At 50.4% G+C, this 20252-nt stretch carries 14 protein-coding genes; 5 read left to right on the top strand and 9 right to left on the bottom strand.

Annotated features, from left to right (window positions below; genetic code table 11):
- Positions 1–10: 10 nt before the first annotated feature.
- The 6 genes from HQ48_RS05325 to glgP all read right to left on the bottom strand — a co-directional run bounded on the left by HQ48_RS05325 (position 11) and on the right by glgP (position 8510).
- Positions 11–1339: a lytic transglycosylase domain-containing protein gene (locus HQ48_RS05325; protein WP_044232156.1), complete on the bottom strand. Its 1329-nt coding sequence runs from the start codon at positions 1337–1339 to the stop codon at positions 11–13.
- Positions 1340–1349: 10 nt separating this feature from the next.
- Positions 1350–2090: a DUF5683 domain-containing protein gene (locus HQ48_RS05320; RefSeq protein WP_160225927.1), complete on the bottom strand. Its 741-nt coding sequence runs from the start codon at positions 2088–2090 to the stop codon at positions 1350–1352.
- A 5-nt stretch (positions 2091–2095) separates the two neighbouring features.
- The gene (locus HQ48_RS05315) at positions 2096–3037 is read right to left on the bottom strand and encodes a ParB/RepB/Spo0J family partition protein (protein ID WP_044232154.1); all 942 of its coding nucleotides are present in this window, start codon (positions 3035–3037) and stop codon (positions 2096–2098) included.
- Positions 3038–3046: 9 nt separating this feature from the next.
- Positions 3047–3814: a ParA family protein gene (locus HQ48_RS05310; protein WP_044190470.1), complete on the bottom strand. Its 768-nt coding sequence runs from the start codon at positions 3812–3814 to the stop codon at positions 3047–3049.
- A gap of 171 nt (positions 3815–3985) precedes the next feature.
- A complete protein-coding gene (locus HQ48_RS05305) occupies positions 3986–5617 on the bottom strand; it encodes an ABC-F family ATP-binding cassette domain-containing protein (protein ID WP_044232153.1) in 1632 nt (543 codons plus the stop codon).
- A gap of 316 nt (positions 5618–5933) precedes the next feature.
- On the bottom strand, positions 5934–8510 hold the full coding sequence (gene glgP / locus HQ48_RS05300) for an alpha-glucan family phosphorylase (RefSeq protein WP_044232152.1): 2577 nt from the start codon (positions 8508–8510) through the stop codon (positions 5934–5936).
- Positions 8511–9351: 841 nt separating this feature from the next.
- On the opposite strand from glgP, the gene HQ48_RS05295 reads away from it, so the two are divergent.
- The 5 genes from HQ48_RS05295 (at position 9352) to ahpF (ending at position 13819) form a co-directional block, all read left to right on the top strand.
- A complete protein-coding gene (locus HQ48_RS05295) occupies positions 9352–10806 on the top strand; it encodes a DUF3078 domain-containing protein (RefSeq protein WP_044232151.1) in 1455 nt (484 codons plus the stop codon).
- Between the two features lie 12 nt (positions 10807–10818).
- Positions 10819–11013: a hypothetical protein gene (locus HQ48_RS05290; RefSeq protein ID WP_044190479.1), complete on the top strand. Its 195-nt coding sequence runs from the start codon at positions 10819–10821 to the stop codon at positions 11011–11013.
- Positions 11014–11026: 13 nt separating this feature from the next.
- The gene (gene ybeY / locus HQ48_RS05285; protein WP_044232150.1) at positions 11027–11464 is read left to right on the top strand and encodes an rRNA maturation RNase YbeY; all 438 of its coding nucleotides are present in this window, start codon (positions 11027–11029) and stop codon (positions 11462–11464) included.
- Between the two features lie 112 nt (positions 11465–11576).
- On the top strand, positions 11577–12143 hold the full coding sequence (gene ahpC, locus HQ48_RS05280) for an alkyl hydroperoxide reductase subunit C (RefSeq protein ID WP_044190486.1): 567 nt from the start codon (positions 11577–11579) through the stop codon (positions 12141–12143).
- 101 nt (positions 12144–12244) lie between these two features.
- Positions 12245–13819, top strand: coding sequence for an alkyl hydroperoxide reductase subunit F (ahpF, locus tag HQ48_RS05275; protein WP_044232149.1), 1575 nt, complete (start codon positions 12245–12247; stop codon positions 13817–13819).
- A gap of 117 nt (positions 13820–13936) precedes the next feature.
- Here the strand turns inward: ahpF and HQ48_RS05270 are convergent, their stop codons facing one another.
- The 3 genes from HQ48_RS05270 to HQ48_RS05260 form a co-directional block, all read right to left on the bottom strand.
- Positions 13937–17203, bottom strand: a complete 3267-nt coding sequence (locus HQ48_RS05270) for a S41 family peptidase (RefSeq protein WP_044232148.1) — start codon at positions 17201–17203, stop codon at positions 13937–13939.
- Between the two features lie 358 nt (positions 17204–17561).
- Entirely contained in the window at positions 17562–18818 is a 1257-nt protein-coding gene (mobV, locus tag HQ48_RS05265; protein WP_044232146.1) for a MobV family relaxase, read from the bottom strand.
- 330 nt (positions 18819–19148) lie between these two features.
- Positions 19149–20090 carry a toprim domain-containing protein gene (locus HQ48_RS05260; protein ID WP_081969733.1) on the bottom strand — a complete coding sequence of 314 codons (942 nt, stop codon included), beginning with the start codon at positions 20088–20090 and terminating at the stop codon, positions 19149–19151.
- Between the last annotated feature and the right edge of the window lie 162 nt (positions 20091–20252).

Below are 20252 nucleotides of genomic sequence, written 5' to 3'. Positions count from 1 at the left end.
TTTAGCCCCTCTAGCTAGCCGATACACGTAGCTTCTGTCCTATTTGTAGGCGTGTACTACTAAGCTTATTCCACTTCTGTAGCTGCTTAACGCTGACCTTGTGCTTGCGAGCAATGGTACTAAGCGTTTCGCCTCGTCGTACTTTGTGGGTTTTGCCTACATTAGTTTTCTGGGCTATTGCTTGTCCCTTGAGGGCAACTGTAGACTTGTCTGGCCCTTCTAGCGCAATGCTCAGTTCGGGGGCTTTGATTGAGTCCGTTAGTTCCTCCAGTTTCATAATCCCTGCTATCGGTAGACGCACTGGGTAAGGCTCCGTATTGCCCGGGATAATGCCACGTCTAAACTGAGGATTGTAGGTCTTGATCTGCTCCCGGGATATGCCAGAGAGCTCCGAGAGTCTGTCTATGGATGTAGACTCTCGTACGATGTAGTAGTCTGTAGCTAGGGGAGTGCCGTGTACTCTCGGTTGAATGTTATGCTCCTTATGGTAGTACATCGCAAAGTAGGCTCCGATAAATAGAGGAACATATCTGCGAGTTTCACGGGGAAGATATTCGTAGATATCCCAGAAGCTCTGTCTGCCTCCGCCAGCTTTCCTGATCGCTCGGTTCACGTTGCCCGGTCCACAGTTGTAGGCCGCCATAACGAGGAACCAGTCCCCATACATATTGTGTAGCTCCTTGAGCAAGCGGCAGGCTGCCTCTGTGCTTTTGGTTGGGTCTAGGCGCTCATCAACGAGGCTGTTAATCTTGAGCCCATATATTTTACCTGTCGGGAGCATCAGCTGCCATAGACCTGCTGCTCCCATAGGAGAAACGGCAGATGGGTTGAGAGCACTCTCTACAATGGTAAGGTACTTGAGCTCTAGAGGGAGTTGGTTGCGATCGAGTGCCATCTCGATCTCGGGGAAGTAGAGATCTGCAAGGCTAAGCATTGTGCTGAGCAGAGGGCGACGACGGTAGAGGTACAGCTCTATGCTCTCTCGAACGAGCGGATTGTAGCTCATTCTGATAGCAGAGGGCATCTGGTCTAGAAGCTTGATGTATACACTGTCGTGTACATTGGGGGTGGCGAAGTGGTGAGCATCATCTCCCCAGTTGCTCCCTCGGCGGCTATAGCCTTCGTACCAACCTTGCAGTAGCTTCTCTAGCTCAAGATCGAGCGATGCCGAGAGATGAAACTTGTCATTGGGTAGCTTCTTAACTGTACTCTCCTGCTTTGATGTATGCTGAGCCTGCTTATGGGCGAGCGTGTCAAGCTCTGTGCCCAAGGATAAGGACGGCGGGACTAATAGGGCTATGCTTATGCTGAGTGATAGATGACGGAGTAGTTGTTTCATTGTGTTGTTGCTAGAATGTTAGGCTACACATAACCCCCATTTGGTAGGAGGGTTGATGCCGTATAGGGGGGAGAAAGGTTGGGCTAACCCGCAGGGAAAGGTCGGGCGAGATGTCGAAAGCATAGAGTTCGGCGTCTACATACGCATCTAGTACGGATAGGCCATATACGACAATGCCAGCCACGATACTTAGATCTCGGTAGCGTCTAAAGTAATCATTACCTCGCTTGAGTGTGGAGGCTAGATGCTCCATACGTTTGTAGTCCTCAGGTTTAGTGCCACGGGGTGCGAAGTCTAGCCAAGCAGTGTTCTTGCTTGGGTCGGCACTTCGAAGATCTCGGTAGGCAGCATGATACTCATCGTAGTGGCGTTGATTCCAGTCGATCGCATAGAAGCACGTCATCATAGCGCCCCAAACGATGGGCACTTTCCAGTATTTGCGGTTGTATATCTGTCCGCCTCCGGGCAGGATCGCCCAGAGCATCGCTTTCTTGGGGTTAGGTCGCCATAGACTACGCTCTATTGAGATAGGTTGTACTTGGCTACTCGAGGTGCTGATGTGCTCTAAGCTATCTACCCAAGTATAGGTTTTCGTAGAGCTAGTGGGCTCACTTGCCCACTGTGCCTGTTCGGAGGCAAAGCTTGTTGAGATGCCATTGCCCCTTAGCGTATCAATCTGGCTGGTCTGAGCCGATAGCTCTATCAAGCCAATCAATAGCATCGTAACTATCAATACCAATCGCCCTATCATAAGCCTTATGTCTGTTGTATGCGCTCTAGCAGTAGGATAATGCGCTCTAGATCCTCTTCACTGGCGAAGGGAATGCTGATGCGCCCCTTGCCTTTTGTCGAGCAGCTTAGAGATACTCTAGAGTCGAAGACCTTACCCAGATGTTTCTCTAGTGCCTTAAAGTCTTCTCTGCGGTCTGGTTTGCTCGTGACTGTCGTTGCCTTCGCCTCAGCTTTAGGCGACTGCTCACTGTCTTTGATGGCACGAGCTATCTCTTCTACCTCACGCACGCTTAGCTCTTCGCTGAGAATCATCTGATACAGCTCGATGAGTCGCTCTGTATCCTCTATTTGTAGCAGGGCACGAGCATGTCCCATATCGAGCAGTCTTTGGCTTAGCCCGAGCTGTACTTGGCTAGGTAGGCGAAGCAGGCGTAGGTAGTTGCTAATCGTAGCACGCTTCTTGCCCACTCGCTCGGCTAGGGCTTCGTGTGTGAGTTTAGTTGCTTCTAGTAGTTCCTGATAAGCTAGAGCAATCTCGATAGCGTTGAGATCCTCTCGCTGTATATTCTCTACTAGTGCTAGCTCTAGTAGTTCCTCGGCCTCTACCTGACGCATATAGACAGGTATCTGCTCCATACCTGCTATCTGGGCTGCACGATAGCGCCTCTCGCCAGAGATAATCTGGTAGTGTCCGTCCTCGAGTGGCTGTACGGTGATAGGCTGGATAAGCCCTAGGTGACGAATGGAGGCTGCTAGCTCCTCTAGGCTACTTGGATCAAACTCCCTACGAGGCTGATTTTTGTTGGGGACTATGAGCTCTAGAGGCAGCTCTCTCAGGGTAGATGCCTCTTGGCTCTCGCTGGGTGTAGCCTGCGAGAGAAACGACTCGGTAGCGATGGGCTGGCTACCGCCGCCTAGTAGTGCGTTCAGCCCTCTGCCGAGGGCGGGCTTGTGCTTTTTGCTCATATCGCAATGCTACTTCTGATGTTTATTGATGAGTTCACGGGCCAACTGTAGATGGTTGATAGCACCTCTGCTCTCTGCATCGTACAGTAGAGCGGGTAGGCCGTGGCTAGGCGCCTCACCGAGCTTGACGTTGCGCTGAATGACGGTGTCGAACACCAAGCTCTGGAAGTGGTTTTTGACCTCCTCGTAGATTTGATTATTGAGCCTAGTGCGGCTGTCGTACATGGTCATCAAGAAGCCCTCTATCTCCAAGCGTGGGTTTAGGCGGCTCTTAACAATCTTGATTGTATTGAGCAGTTTGCTGATTCCTTCAAGGGCGAAGTACTCACATTGCACGGGGATAATCACTGCATCGGCTGCTACGAGAGCATTCACTGTGATGAGCCCGAGCGAGGGAGAGCAGTCGATGATGATGTAGTCGTAGCGATCAACCACAGGGGCTAGGACGCCTCTGAGGACGAACTCTCGCCCCTCACGCTCCAGAAGCTCTAGATCCGCCCCTGCTAGATCGATGTGAGAGGGGATAATATCCAACCCCTCCACTGCTGTCGGGGTAATAACTTCGGCTGCTGGTAGGCCTGCACACAGGCACTCGTAGAGTGTTTGGCGTAGGTTGGCGACCTCTAGTCCCAGACCCGAAGAAGCATTGGCCTGAGCATCGGTGTCTACAATGAGTACACGGCGCTCAAGCGAGGCAAGCGATGCTGCTAAGTTGATGGCTGTTGTGGTTTTACCCACTCCGCCTTTTTGATTGGCTAATGCTATAATTCGACCCATATCTTATCTCTTTATCTAACGTAATATTCCTCCAAAATTATACATTTTGGGCCAACTCTCCCTAATTCTTTGGACACCGAAATCTGAAGCTACTGTGACCAAGTCGTATAGTCTAGGCTGTTTGCTGCAGCAATGTGTCTGACATAGAGAGATGCTCAAGAGAAGTGTAGGCTAGCGCTCTAGTTCCTTGAGGTTCTCAAGCTTCTTGCGCTGCATAAACTCGTAGATGCCCTCGAGGTGCTCGACTACTTTACCTCCACCGAATTCGTACACCTTAGATACTAAGCCATCGAGGAAGTCACGGTCGTGTGACACTACGATGAGTGTGCCATCGAAGTTGAGTAGTGCCTGTTTGAGCACTTCCTTCGTTTTCATGTCGAGGTGGTTTGTTGGCTCGTCAAGAATGAGCAGGTTGTATGGCTCGAGCAAGAGCTTCAGTAGGGCTAGGCGTGTTCTTTCTCCACCACTTAGCACCTTAACCTTCTTATTAGACGCTTCGCCGCCGAACATGAAAGCCCCTAGTAGATCCTTAATCTTCGTTCGGATTTCACCCTCAGCCACATCATCAATCGTCTGGAATACTGTCAGATTTTCGTCTACGGCTGCAGCTTCGTTCTGTGCGAAGTAGCCAATCTTGACGTTGTGGCCGATGTTTAGCTCGCCTCCATGCTCTAGCTCCTTCATGATGCAACGCACCAGCGTACTCTTCCCCTCTCCATTCTTGCCGACGAAAGCGATTTTATCCCCTCGCTCAATTGTTAGATTTACCCTGTCGAAAATCTTCTTTTCTCCGAATGACTTCTCTACATCGCTCATCATAACTGGATAGTTGCCCGAGCGTGGAGCTGGTGGGAAGCGCAGTCTAATGGCCGATGTGTCGATTTCGTCTACCTCAACTAGCTCGAGCTTCTCTAGCATACGCACTCGGCTCTGCACTTGATTGGTCTTGGAGTACGTCCCTTTGAAACGCTCGATGAAGTCCGTTGTTTCGGCGATGAATTTCTGTTGTTCCTCGTAAGCCTTTTGTTGCTGTTCACGACGCTCAGCCCTTAGGCGTTGATATTCGGTATAATTGACCTTGTAGTCGTATAGACGCCCCATCGTGATCTCAAGTGTACGTGTCGTGATGCGATCGACGAAAGCACGGTCGTGGCTGATTACTACGACTGTCTGATTGTTCTCCACGAGGAAGTCCTCCAGCCACTGAATGGACTCGATATCGAGGTGGTTGGTGGGCTCGTCTAGCAGGAGGACATCGGGTTTGCGTAGGAGGAGCTTGGCTAGCTCGATACGCATACGCCACCCACCGCTAAACTCCGAGGTTTGGCGTGTGAAGTCGCTGCGCTTGAAGCCTAAGCCCAGTAGTGTACGTTCGATCGCTTTGTCGTAGTTGATCTCCTCAATCGCATAGAATTTCTCCCCGAGCGCAGATACTTCTTCGATGATCGCCATATACTCGTCGCTGTCGTAGTCGGTACGCACCTCGAGCTGATGGTTGAGCTCTGCCATACGTGCCTCCATCTCGTGCAGATGGGCGAAGGCTTGCTCTGTTTCTTCGAATACGGTGCGCCCATCTTCTGTGAGCAAGTGCTGTGGTAGGTAGGCTACCTTAACGTCCGTGGGGACATTGACACGGCCTCTGGAGGGCTCTCGCACACCTGCTAGTATCTTGAGCATCGTACTTTTGCCTGCTCCGTTCTTCCCCATTAGGGCGATGCGATCTTTGGGGTTGATCACAAAAGATATGTCGGAGAAGAGTGCGCTACCTCCTATCTCGACTGTTAAGGCGTCTACTGATATCATTGCTTTCGTCTATATATATTTACGTTGGAGGCACAAAGATACGGATAATTGGATAGAAACAGTCGCCCGTATCGGCTAGTATTAGTCAAGGTATTAAATGCTTTCAAGAGGGACATCGTCGTATACAAACGGCTCGATTTGCTTGGCAACATTTGTGCCGCATGCCCTGCTTCTTCGTCTTGCTTCCTTGCCTTAGTATCCTTCCCATAGATTTAGTTTGGGTGCCTTGTATTTTGCACAAACTGAAGTGTCTAAAAGGGGCTGTGTCAAAATTCATTTTTGACACAGCCCCTTTCGGATTGGTTCGCTTGCTATCCTAGAGGATATTTACCCAGCGCACGTATGCAAAGTCCATACGGTGAGGTAGCCCCTCGTGTCGAGGCAGTATACGTAGAGCCACCTTGTAGTGTCCCGGACGCTTGTTCATGAGTTCTATGCTGTAGACCTCCATTGTCCCTTCTGTAGCCGAGAGGTCTAGAGCCTCGGTCTCAACGAAGTGTAGTTGGCCATTTTCGTCTGGCTTGGCGAAGACAAGCTCCACATCTAGCTTAGCTTGTAGACGTCCCTTATCGAGTTTTAGGGATAGGACACCACTTGTGTCGATGTCACGCTGTCCTGCATTGAAGCCAAGAGTGCCTGCATCGCTGATCTCTAGGATCTGAATATCCTCCCAGTGAGCTGCCACTTCCTGTTTCCATGCTACGAGTGAGCGAGCCACGGCGTGGTCATCGGCATGTAGATGTGCCGAGCGCTTGGCTAGCTTGCAGTAGAAGCGCTCGAAGTAGTCGTCCATCATACGACGCATCGTATAGTGTGGAGCGATGAAGTTGAGTGAGTTCTTGACAAACTGCATCCATGCCTCGCTGAATGGCTTCTCTTGTCGGCCATCGAAATGTAGGGGTAGGATCTCACGCTCCAGCATATCATAGATCGTCGTAGCATCGAGCTTGTCTTGCAGTGACTGATCTTGGAAGGTCCGCTTCTCCGTCAGAGCCCAACCTGCGCCGGGTCTGTAGCCCTCGTACCACCAACCGTCGAGCACGCTGAGGTTGAGTACGCCATTCATCTCTGCCTTCTCACCCGATGTGCCGGAGGCCTCAAGCGGACGAGTAGGCGTATTCATCCAGATATCTACGCCAGCGATGAGCTTACTCGCTAGACGCATATCGTAGTTCTCTAGGAAGATAATCTTGCCGAGGAACTCTGGGCGACGGCTGATCTCTAGGATATGCTTGATGAGTCCTTGACCACCGCCATCGGCAGGGTGAGCCTTACCGGTGAAGAGGAACTGTACGGGGTACTTCTCGTTATTGACGATACGGCTCAAGCGCTCTAGGTCGGTAAAGAGCAGGTGCGCACGCTTGTAAGTGGCGAAGCGACGTCCGAAGCCGATGAGCAGGGCATTGGGGTTGATGCCGTCTAGAATGGCCTTAGTTACCTCTGGCGTGCTGCTATTCTTGATCCAACGCTCTGCGTAATGCTTGCGGATATAGTCGATGAGCTGGAGCTTCTGGTTGTGGTGGATCTCCCAAATCTCCTCGCTGGGGATCTGCTGGATCTTGCCCCAAACCTCTTCCTTCGTCTGATTCTTGACAAAGTCCTTGCCGAAGTGCTTGGCGTAGAACTCCTGCCACTGAGGTGCTGCCCATGTAGGCATATGCACACCGTTGGTTACGTAACCCACGTGTAGCTCCTCGGCGAAGAAGCCTTTCCATACTGGAGCGAACATCTGCTGCGATACCTTGCCGTGTAGTTTACTTACACCATTGGCTTCCTGACAGGTATTCAGGGCGAAAGTGCTCATTGAGAACTTCTCGTCCGTACCGGGATTTTCGCGTCCCATGTCCATAAACTCCTGCCAAGAGATACCCAAACGCTGGGGTACGTGCCCGAGGTATTTACCCATTAGGCCTTCGTCGAAGTAGTCGTGCCCAGCAGGTACTGGGGTGTGTACGGTATAGAGCGAGGAGGCGCGTACTAGCTCAAGGGCTAGGTCGAATGGGTGCTTCTCCTTTTCTACATAGTCGAGTAGGCGCTGCACGCTCATGAAGGCGGCATGCCCCTCGTTCATGTGGTAGACTTCTTTCTTGATGCCGAGCTTATTGAGCAGTAGGACACCACCGATACCGAGCAGATACTCCTGCTTCATGCGGTTCTCCCAGTCGCCACCATACAGCTGGTGTGTGATGCTGCGATCCCACTCACTATTTAGACCATTGTCTGTGTCGAGTAGGTAGAGGCTGATGCGCCCTACACGCACACGCCAGACGTAAGAATATACGATGTGGCTAGAGTAGGGGACTTCTAGCACTACGGGGCTGCCGTCTTCGTTCATTAGCTGCTCGAGGGGTAGCTGAGTGAAGTCTTGAGCTTCGTACTGGGCAATCTGTTCGCCAGCTGGGCTCAGAGCTTGTGTGAAGTAACCATATCTATATAGGAACCCAACGGCCGTCAGACGGACATTGCTGTCACTTGCTTCTTTGAGGTAGTCACCTGCCAGTACGCCTAGACCACCAGAGTAGATCTTCAGCACATTGGTCAGACCATACTCCATACTCATATAGGCTACAGAGGGGCGCTCCTCGTCTGCAGGCTCGTCCATATAGGCACGGAAATCGGTATAGACACTGTCGATCTCTTTGAGTAGGTCTTGGTCAGCTGTGATTTTGCGTATTTCCTCGCCTGTAAGCAGGCGAGTTAGTTTCACAGGGTTGCCCTCTGTGCTATCCCATAGTTCTGGAGAGATACGCTTGAATAGGTTCTGAGCCTTTGGTGTCCATACCCACCAGAGGTTATGCGCTAGCTCATCGAGTTTGCTGAGTTCGGCTGGTAGCTTGGCGTACGTATATACGTCGGCCCACACCGCCTGATTGGTGCTCTTAGGTCTAATCATACTTTTATGTCTAGTGTTGTAGCTTCAAATGAGCCACAAAGGTAGCTCAAACTTTCTAAATAACAGAAAACTTAGCAGAGCTGTATATGCCGGGTATTAGGTAGGTATTGAGGCGGAAAAATGAAGAAATTGATTTTGGCTAGTTGGGAAGTGCTTTTTTGAGGCCTATTGGGGGTGCGATGTGGAGGAGGCACTTTTCGCTTTTTCTGTTGATTAATGTTAACGGATTTGGCTCCAATTTGGCTAACTCACGAAGCGGTTTGAGTCTTTTGCTTCGGTTGTTGGAGAAAGTTGAAGGGAAGATTTCTGCGGATTGATGGACTAATCTGCTGAGATGTGTCCTACAAACCGAAAAGATTGATGGGAAGAAACACAGAAAAAGTATGGCGATCTTAAAGGAAACTAACTAGATCTGTGTTTTATCAGTTTGTCTTTTAGTTTATTATGAAGTGTCCGTTTGGGGCGGGTGTTTTCACTAGACTGGGGACTAAGTGCCCAAATAGGGTCGGACGCAATAGAGAGCCTCCTAGGGGCCAAAGACGAGGTTTGCGTCTTTGTGGCTAGACTTAATAAGTCAGCCCATCAATAATCCGAAAAGTGAACTAAAATCTAAATTTTGTCCACGTGCTCGATCTGTCTTGAAGGCATATTGCGAGGTACCAACTTAGTCTCTTTGTCTAGAAGTGATACCTCTTCTAGAGCAAGCCCTAGTTGAGGTTCCTCGGAGCTTCAGCCTAGAGGGGCAAAACGAATAGGCCTGTGGGTGTGTTGATGAGTATAGGTAGGTTGGGAATGAGTAAAGTGTTTCCTACCTTTGTGCTAGTAATGAAATAAGTAATAGATGAGGCAATCAATTAGATACATATATACATATTTAGTCTTATTTATCGTTTCGGCTACGGGTAGTCTGGTTGCCCAGAGTAGAGATACGGTTCACTACAATCTGGATAGCCTGCTTGCCAAGACTTCCTCCTCTCAGGCGTACTATGCCCCAAGCCCTCTTGTGGATAGTGCTCTGTTAGATTTGGTGCATCAGGCAGAGCAATCCCCCCTAATCGAATATCTACAAGTGGGAGATCTGGGTACGAAAGACCAAGCGCCATCTATCCTCGCCTACAAGATGTGTCTACCCCTTACGACCAAATACAAGACAGTGCAGGAGATAGGTAAGCCCTTGGCGCCTCTGTCCTTCTCGGTCGATGGACCCACTTACCGCGCCAAGGCTACAACCTATGAGCTACCGATACCTAAGTTTGCCCCCAATCTTGAGCTCAAACTTAGGTTGATGAACCATACTATGTTTGCTCTGCAGAGGGAGCGTGTAGATCTCTTCCACTATGGGGCAGAGGCACTCGGGACTAGAGAGGCACTCGGCATCTCTAACCTCAGCACCAATCCGCAGATGCTTGAGCAGCGCTTTGAGCAGCGTAGCGTTAAGCAGCTAGCAGAGGTACTACAGCTACAAGAGATTGAGCGTAGATACTGGATACCGGCCTTCGAGTGTAGCGCACAGTTCTCGCAGAATCATGTTTCGGATAACTGGCACAAGGGCGGTTCGTCCAACCTAAACCTCATCATGCGGAGCTATGCCTCGATGACCTATCTCAAGAAGTCTGTCAACTGGAAGACCGAGCTGGAGAATAAGCTCAGCATATATAATACGGATAAGTCGGAGAAAGACCGAGTGCGGAGCTTCCGCATCGCCGATGACCTATTGCGTCTGCGTAGCAACTTCGGCCTCAAGGCAAGTAAGCGCTGGTTCTACACCCTCGATGCTGAGGCACGCACGCAGTTGCTGAATAACTACAAGGGCAATACCAATATCCTACAGTCTGCGCTGCTTGCCCCTATGACCCTCAATATAGGTCTTGGTATGAAGTTCGACTACAGCAGTAAGTCCACCCGTGTCTACCGGCGCAAGTTTGCTTACTCAATGAACTTGGCGCCCATATCCTACACCTACCGCAGTACGGCTCGTCGAGATATTGACCTAGGGCGCCATGGTTTGGCAGAGGAGAAGCTAGCGTTTCATCGTTTTGGCTCGACCCTTAGGGCAAGTATGCAGTGGGATATCAATATGAATGTGACTTGGCAATCTCGCCTATACTTTAATACATCTTACGCCAACGTAGAGGCAGAGTGGGAGAATACCTTGGATATGAAGATCGGGCGCTACTTCTCTACACGCATCAATGTACAGCTACGCTACGATGATGCCGTGCGCCCCGCTCAGGGTTGGAATAGATATTTGCAATTTAACGAGCTGATTAGCTTCGGGTTTAACTATAGACTATAAAATAATCGTTCAATGAAAATAGACGTCAAACGAACAAATCTTATCCTCAAAGTCATCGCTGCGGTGGTCGTCGTTGGGGCTGCTGTGTGGTGTATCTGGCTCAATGATGCCCAGAGAATCGTAGTAGCAGGAGGAGCTGTACTAGGGCTAGTCAATCTGCTTGGTCTAGCTTATTTCTTCAACAAAAATATGCGGCCACGTCGCTGAGGACTTCGGAGTAATGATTGCATTCTACACAGACGAGGACGTCCGTTTGCCTCGTATTCCTAGGCGCATACTCAAGCGCTGGCTCACCGAGGTGGCTCGTAGTCATGGCAAGCGTGTGGGCGACCTTTGTTATCAGTTTTGCTCGGATGAGCGCATCTTGCAGGTCAATCGTGAGTTTCTCGATCACGACTACTACACCGACATCATTACGTTTGATGAGAGCGAAGGCGATCGCATCTCTGGCGATATGCTCATCAGTCTAGACACGGTGGCGAGCAATGCAGAGCAACTAGGGATAGAATCGCTTGATGAGCTGTATCGTGTCATCGTACATGGCTTGCTTCATTTGGCTGGTTTGGGGGATAAAACCCAAGCCGAAGAGAAGCAGATGCGTGCTGCCGAAGATAAGGCACTGCTCCTGCTAAGGCAGATGCTCAGTGAGAGCCACTAAGGCTGATTGGATTTGCTAATAGTAGGATATACAAATCTAATTGGATAAGGGGCGAGATTGCTCTAGCTTTGCAGTATCATTAGTTACAAAACCATATTAATCGAACAAAACAATGAGCATTATCAATAGCCAGTTGCCAGAATTTAAGGTTCAGGCTTATCGTAAGGGAGAAGGCTTCGTAACCGTATCACACGAAGATCTCAAGGGTAAGTGGTCTGTATTCTTCTTCTACCCAGCAGACTTCACGTTCGTTTGTCCTACAGAGCTAGCTGACCTTGCGGACAACTATGCAGAGTTCCAAGCTTTAGGTGTGGAGATTTACTCGATCAGCACCGATACGCACTTCGTACACAAGGCTTGGTCAGATACGACAGACACGATCAACAAGATTCAGTACACTATGCTCGCAGATCCTACCGGTCATCTAGCTCGTGCTATGGGCGTGATGATTGAGGAGGAGGGTATGGCCTATCGTGGTACTTTCGTCTTCAACCCAGACGGTCAGGTTAAGATCGCTGAGATCCATGACAATGGTATCGGTCGTGATGCTCAGGAGCTGCTTCGCAAGATTAAGGCCGCTAAGTTCGTTCACGAACACCCCGGTCAGGTTTGCCCAGCTAAGTGGAAGGAAGGCGATGCTACCCTCAAGCCAAGCATCGATCTAGTTGGTAAGATCTAGAGTACTCAAGAGCTAATTACTTAACACTACTTATGGCAAGAGGAATAGTAGGCGTTGCCTCTGTCCTCTTGCCTTTTTTTGTATCAAATCATATTACGACTATGCGACTAGAACAAGCTGTACTCGATCAGCTCCGCAGCATATTCGCTGCGCTAGAACATAAATATACGCTTCGGGTAAGCGCCACGCCAGACAGCAAGGGGCAGGAGCTAACCGAGATGATTATTGACTTCGCCTCTACGAGCGACAAGATAGAGGTCGAGGTATCTCAGACCGATGAGTTGCGTCTTACCATTTGGCGAGATGGGCAAGATACTGGTGTGAGCTTCCGTGGTATCCCTACGGGGCATGAGTTTACTAGCCTTATTCTTGCTGTCTTCAATGCCGATGGTAAGGGTAAGAATCTCCCCGACGAGATACTGCTTCGCCGCATCAAGGCTCTCAAGAAGCCAATCAAGCTGACTTCCTACGTGTCGCTTACTTGTACCAACTGTCCCGAGGTCGTTCAGGCGATGAACCTAATAGCCCTTATTGCAGGCGAAGGCGTTACGCACGAGATGGTAGATGGGGCTGTGTACCAAGACGAAGTGAATGCTCGCAAAATCTCTGCCGTACCGACCGTATATGTTGGCGACGAAATCCTACACATTGGTCAGAGTAATCTAGGTGAGCTACTCGTCAAACTCGAGGAGAAAGTGGGCAAGGACGAGCAAGCCTCGGTCGAGCTTGTCCGCAAGGAGTACGACCTCGTGGTCGTTGGTGCGGGGCCAGCGGGCACTGCTGCGGCTATTTACTCGGCTCGTAAGGGGCTCAAGGTTGGCCTTGTCGCAGAGCGTGTGGGAGGGCAAGTCAATGAAACCACGGCTATTGAGAACATTCCCTCCGTGGCTAGGACAACGGGTACTCAGCTTGCCGCAGACCTCAAGCTACACGCCAGCGAGTACAGCATCGATATCTTGGAGCAGCGCCGAGTGGAGAGCGTGGAGCTTGTAGGCGAGTTCAAGGAGATTAAGACTTCTTTTGGCGAAGTGCTGGTTGCTCCTCAGGTGATTATCGCCACCGGTGCTGCTTGGCGTCGTCTAGGTGTACCGGGTGAGGCGGAGCATATCGGCCGTGGTGTAGCTTTCTGCCCCCATTGCGATGGCCCATTTTTCAAGGGTAAGGATATTGCGGTAGTAGGAGGTGGTAACTCTGGTATTGAGGCTGCGATAGACTTGGCTGGTATCTGTAAGAGCGTTACCGTGCTAGAGTTTGCCGATACGCTCAAGGCCGATACTGTACTACAGGACAAGCTCATGACTCTGCCCAACGTTACGGTACACAAGAGCGTTGCTACGCAAGAGGTTGTAGGCGATGGTACGGGTATCTCAGCCCTCAAGGTAGCTCCTCGTGACGGCAGTGCGCCTTTTGATCTGTCTGTCAATGGTGTCTTTGTGCAGATTGGTCTTGCACCCAATACCCAAGTCTTCGACGGTGTCGTAGAGCGTAATAAGATGGGCGAGATCGTCATTGACGAGCGCTGTCGTACCTCGATCGATGGTATCTATGCGGCAGGCGACTGCTCGACTGTACCTTACAAGCAGATCGTGATCGCAATGGGCGAGGGCGCTAAGGCCGCTCTAACGGCTTTCGATGACCGCATCCGCTGTGGTCAGAGCTGGGACGCTCAGAAGTAACAGAGCTTTGTAGCCACCGAGCTGCTCAATAGAAAGAGCCGCAAGCACTCGACGATGCATGCGGCTCTTTCTGTGTTTGTCTACTGACCTATGCCATGGGAGGTCTAGGAGTATCTATTACTTCTTCGCATCAATCACCTTGAGCATCTCCTCTACGGCACGCTTGAGCTGTGTGTCTTGACCTGTGAGGTAATCTTCTGGACTATTGTAAACTTCGATGTCTGGCTGTAGCTCCATATTCTCCAGAGCTCGGCCTTGGAGGTCTTGGCAGGTTACCTGTGGCACACCGAAGACTAAGCTGTTGTTGAACATTCGCTCCCACCATACAGCCGTCATCGTCCCCGGTACTGGCGCACCAATCAGCTTGCCGATGCCTAGCTCTTTGTACACCCAAGGGAAGCCGTGCCCATTGCTGTAGTTTCCTTCGCTCATCAATACGCAGCTGGGCTTGCTCCACTGCATGAATGGGTCGTCGCCAATGTACTGCCCACGTGGGTTGAAGGTGAGATACTTGCGTCCGCTGAGCAAGATCGCCAGATCCTCGTGTAGCCAACCGCCCCCGTTGTAGCGCGTATCAACGATAACGGCTTCCCTATTACGATACTTACCCATTAGGTCTTTGAATACTGTGCGGAAGCTGGGGCTATTCATCTGTCTAACGTAGACGTAAGCAACCCTAGAGTTACTCCACTTATCTACTAGGTCGGCACGCTGCTTGAGCCAACGCTCATAGAGTAGCTCTCGCTCGTGGTAGAAGGTAATTGGTTTGACCAACACCTCGCTTGTCTTACCCGTGCGCAGGTCACGCAGGCCAAGGAGTGTTTTCTTACCAGCTTTGCCCTGCATATAGTAGGCGAGGGCTCGATTGGCTTCAATCTCTTGACCATCGATGCTCTCGATGACCATACCTTCCTGCACTTTCCCCTCGGCCAGAGCTAGAGGACTACCGGGCATAATCTCCTCAATGAGAAAGCCCGCACCCTCGTACTTGCCGTCGAAGAAAGCTCCTAGACGCCCCGTAGCCCTAGATGTTCCTGCGGACATGGCACGGGCACCTGTGTGAGAAGCGTTGAGCTCACCAAGCATCTCGCTGAGCATCTCGGAGAAATCCCTATTGTTATTGATGTGAGGAACGAATTTAGCATACACAGAACGGTACTTCTGCCAGTCTACACCGTGTAGCTTGGGGTCGTAGAACTTGTCTAGGACTTGCTGCCAAACATGAGAGAAGACGTGCTCACGCTCGGCCATGGGCTTCTGCTCAAACTCGGCGGTGATGTTGATTGGCTTGAGGCTTGTGCCGTCAAGTTTCTTCAGACCATTGAAGCTAGCGAGGAATAGTGTCTTGCCGTCTGCTGCCATCTCTAGCGCACCTCCATTGGCTTGAGGTACGAGCACCTTGGTTGTGCGCTCTACGACGTCATATTCCCAGAGGTCTATGCTGCTCTCAAAGCGAGCGATGTAGTAGACCTTGGTACCTTCTTTGTTCATTGCTGCGTCTAGGATAGCACCAGAGGCTCTCGTTAGACGAAGGGTACGGCGCTCACGCTGCTCTAGGTCTAGGTTAGAGATCTCTGCGTTAGGTTTAGTGGAGGCATCGTCGGTCTTTTTCTTATCCTTAGCCTTCTTACTTTTCTTCTTGTTCTTGGCCTCTTCTTCTTTTTTCTTCAGCTTGTCGGCCTCTTCTTTGATCTCTTTGTCTATGGCTCGCTCTTCCTTGGTCTTGATGAAATCCTCGTAGGCTTTATGGTCGAGGAACATCAGATACAAGTCTTGGGTAGCTCCCCAGCTGCCGTGGCTACGGTAGCCAGCTCGATCACTTCCGAATAGAATTGCCTTGCCGTCTAGTACCCACCGACCACTACCGTCGTTGTAGCCGCTCTGCGTTAGGTTTACTTTCAGCCCGCTGCCATCGGCGTTGTAGACTGCGCAGTCTACATGCGTCCATCCACCATTGCCCATATAGTTCGTCATGATGTATTTGCCGTTGGGGCTCCATACGAAGTCTTGGTCGCCGTCTGTGTAGGAGTAGTTGATGTGTTCGGGCATTACGATGCGCTCTTTGCCACTTTTGAGGTTGAGCACGACGATGCTTGTGCGGTTGCGTAGGAATGCGATCTCTTTGCCGTCGGGGCTAAACTGAGGCTGGAAGGAGGGAAGAGTGCCCTGTGTGAGCTGCTTCTCTCGGATCTCTTTGGCGTAGGCGAAGTTGATATCGTCCTTACGTACCAGCTCGCTCTGGAAGAGTTGCCACTGTCCGCCTCTCTCGCCTGCGTAGACAATGCTTCGGCCGTCGGGGGCGAAGTCTACTGAGCGTTCCTGCTCAGCTGTGTTGGTAATGCGCTTGGTCGTCCCGAACTCTACATTGACCACATAGACATCGCCTCGCTCTACGAAAGCAATTTCCTTACCCGAGGGAGCAACCGAAAAAGAGCTGATAGCATTGCCTCGTAGGATATGTGGTATCATAGCTCGCTCCTCGGCATCGAGTACAATATCTATATTGACTAGTTGAGGCTGACTGCCATCACGCATCGTATATATCTGTCCGTCGTAGCCGAAGCAGAGGGTGCCGTCGGAGGCTCGACTCAAGAAGCGAACAGGATTGCCAGAGAAGGTCGTGAGCTGCCTGTCCTTAGCTGAGGGGAGTGCTTGGGCTCTGTGGTAGACGTTGAATGTGCCGTCCTGCTCGCTCAGATAGTAAAAACCTCCTTGTCCGTCCCAAATGGCATTGCGATCTTCACCCGAGAAGGTCGTGAGCTTCTGATATCGTCCTTCTTTGTTGATGTGCCAGATATTGCGAGCGATCGAGGAGGTGTGGTGCTTGCGCCAATAGTCTTCGTATCCTTTGACATCGGTGTATAGCACTTCTCCCGAGTTCGACAGGCTGAGACCGTCCATCGGGATTGAATTCCATAGCTTAGGGCGGCCACCCGTAGTCGGCATCGCAAAGGTTTGAGCAAACATACCACTAGGATACAGATCGAACTGACGGTCTGGCATCAAGTAGGTTTGGAAGAGTACAATGCCATTATCGACAAAGGCAACAGGCCGCTCGCTGCCACTACCTACGGTCAGACGCTTGGGCGTTCCGCCTTCAGCAGGCATAATATAGAGATCATCTGTCCCCTCCCGATCGCTAGAGAAAGCGATTTGTTTGCTATCGGGGCTCCAGACAGGCGCTGTGTCGTAGGCGGCATTGGAGGTTAGCCGTTGCGCACGTCCTCCGGAGCTCGATACGGAGTAGATATCGCCTTTGTAACAGAATGCGATGGTCTTGCCGTCGGGGCTGATGCTTTGATGCCTAAGCCATAGAGGCGCACTCTCGCTAGCCCAAGCCAGAGAGCCAATACAAGCTAGAGTGGCTAATAACCGATGTTTCATTTTGATTAGATGCGTTTATAGTGTTAATAATAATGTTATCAGGCAGTTCCCTCAAACGATAACAAAGCTAACCAAAGATATTCAATACACCAACTTCGCTACTGTGACAACCCGCATTTGCTGTTTACACTATCCACATAGGCTATTAGGCTGTTTTGACGGTAGGTTAAGGCTCTTAGGTTGGGTATATATGTCATAAGACTTGATTACAGACGTCTAAAAAGTGGTTCATCCTAGAATCCATCATCACGCAGAACCTCGGATGGCTCACTATTATCACTTGCAAAGGTACAGATTTGCGAGGGAAAGTGAGCGTCTTTTCTTGTTTTTCTTCTTGTCGGTGAAAGAAAAAAAGTAATTACAGTCGTTGCGAGCGATTACGATTGATAAGCTGTTTCCATTTCTGTTCGCACCAATCGGTAACGGGAAGTCCATTGATAGTCAGTAGCGGTCGCTTCTTCTCGTCCTTAGCGATGCGGATTTCACAACCCTCTTCCGTAAACTCTCTCTTGTATAGTCCCGAGTAGGCTGTTACCGTACCTCGCTGGGGAGTTTCCGTGCGATACATCTCCGCTATTCTGTCGTCCGAGAAGTTCATCTTACGGAGCATCAGACGGATATTCAAGAGTTGGTAGAAGCCACTGAAGAAGCGTTTTATCCAATTCCGCTCTTCCTCGTAAATCTGCACGGTTTCTTTCAATTCGGCAATGGCTCTGTCCCTTCCCTTAACCGTATCCTGCAAGAGTACCACCTCCTTGCGGATTTCAGCCTTCTCCTTTTGAGAAAGATACTGTTGCCGTTCGGCTTCCTGTTCCACGTCTGCAATACGCTTCTCTGCCTTGTCGAGTTCGGAGTTGCCAAAGAGGGAGTACAGCGTTCCTTTCATACGGAGCTTGCCTGCCTGCTTCTCCAGCTCCTTTATCTTGGCTGTGAGTTCCGCCTTTTGGGCTTCCTTCTCTTTCGTAGATTTGAGAATTTCCTTGTAATACTCCATCGTGGTGCGGTGCTTGGCTTCCGAGCCGTATACGCCCCGTTCCAATCCGAAACGCTGCACTCGCTTGGCATAGTCCGTTTGATACTGCTCCAGCTTCTTGGGCGTAAGCACATCATCGGCACAAAGCCGTATCTTGTTTTTCTTCGTCTTGTACTTCCGCTTCCCTTTCTCGGCTTCCTCTTTGGCTTTCCGTCTTTCGCCCGTGACAATCGGGACGATCGTGGCGTGAATATGGGGCGTTTCCTCGTCTGCGTGGAGTGTGGCAGCGACCACGTTGTCCGCCCCGAAAGTGGAGCGAAGCCAATCCATCGATTCATCACACCACTCGTACAGGCGTCCTTCCTGCTCTATGCGAGCCATATCCTTTGGTGAGCTTGACAGAATAAAGCGCAGGGCTTTGACTTGGTTCTTTGCTACCTTTCGGTAGATACCGGCCGTGGCGATACGATGCTCTATCGCTTCGCTACGGTTGGTCACATTTGCAGGGAATTGCACCAATTCCCTGTTCAGGTGTGTGCGAGAAGGATCGACGTTACTCGGGGTATATGTCCGCGCTATATGAGCGGTATTTCCCGAGTCGTTGCTTCTCGCCTTGTCTATATGTAATACGGCGTAGCCCATTGTTTGAAGATTGATTTAGGGGTATCCAAAGGGGCAAAGTCCCTTGGCTCAGGAGGGTATTTTTAGCGATAACGGAGTGCAGCGTGAAGAAAATACCCTAATAAGTTATGGCATTTCTTGAAATGTCCGCTCCGCCCTGCTCGTGCTTCTTTCTTGTTAAGTTGCATTCTGTGAATGCCTGCACGCTTTGTTTCTAAGTTTGGCTCTGCAAACTTGCTGTTCTGCGGAACTGCCGTAGCTATCGAAACAAAGCCGTTTATTCGCATACATTTTATTTCCTGAATCTTTGGATACCCAATGATAGAATAATGTTATTTGCTCTCTTTTACCTTATCGTCTAAGTCCTCGTTTGCGAGGTGGTATCACCTGCTTTAGTTCTGTTCTTTGGGCAACGTGATAGTCATTGAGGTTTTTGTATCGGGAATAGTGTCGGCTCATATCCTCTACCTTGATGCCTGCTGAGCAAAGAGTTTGGAGAGCTTTTCGTCCTGCTGGGTCGTTATCGAAGAAAGCTTGAACGGAATCGATACCTTTCTCGTGGAGATAGGCAATGGCTCGTGGGAGATTGCTGACGGAGTTCAGCACAAGGCAGGGAGCGATTTCTTTCCCTTTCATCGTGAGAAGGGAAAGGAAATCCATAAAGCCCTCGAAGATGCAGAGAGGGGAGTTGTTCGTTTCTCCCGCAACTACGGATATATCCTTTGGTGCGATTGTTCCCTTGAATGTCTTGTCGTCTCGGAGTTCATACCCTCCTGCACAATTGGCAAAGCCGATGGCAGAGTATTCTCTTCCTCCCACTTCGTAGCGAATGTGACGGAGATAGGGACTTCCCACGGCAAGGTCTATCTTGCGTACTTCTCGGAGATAGTTTTGCAGATATAGGGGCAATTCTTCGCTGATGAAGAGAATACGCCTTACATTACTTGGTCGCTGTTCACCTCTTATCTGTTCTGTGTGAGTTTCACGATGAAAGGAAGTGGGTGCGAGGGGTGCCGCTTTCCTTTCGGCAAGATGTGCCATTGCTTCGTAGGCACTGTACCCACGCATACGCATTACAAGGTCGATGATGCTTCCACCTTGGCTTGTCCCGTAGTCGTTCCACAGGTTTTGCCGAAAGTCCACTTTCAGACTGGCGTTGGGGTCTTCTCGGTAGGGAGCGTGATAAAGGGCGTAGCCGTTGTAACGCTTGGCAGGCTCGATGCCACAGGCGTGCAGGTAGTCACCTATCGGTATCGCTTTGATGTATTGTAGGTCGTAATATTCGTTGTTCATTGTTGGATTTGGGTTATTCATATTCATTGTTCGTTATTTCATTGTTCGCTCTGTTTTCTCTTTTTGAGACTATTGCGCAATACACCGCTCAAAGTTTCTTGTATCTTTCTCGGTGTTTTTTGGGTGTTTGAGCGGCTTTGGGAGCCTTGAATACTATCCCCC

Origin of the sequence: Porphyromonas sp. COT-290 OH3588, from assembly GCF_000769075.1 — a bacterium.
Taxonomy (GTDB): domain Bacteria; phylum Bacteroidota; class Bacteroidia; order Bacteroidales; family Porphyromonadaceae; genus Porphyromonas.
The sequence above is the reverse complement of the archived record's forward strand: the minus strand, read 5'-3'. Positions and strand labels throughout refer to the sequence as shown.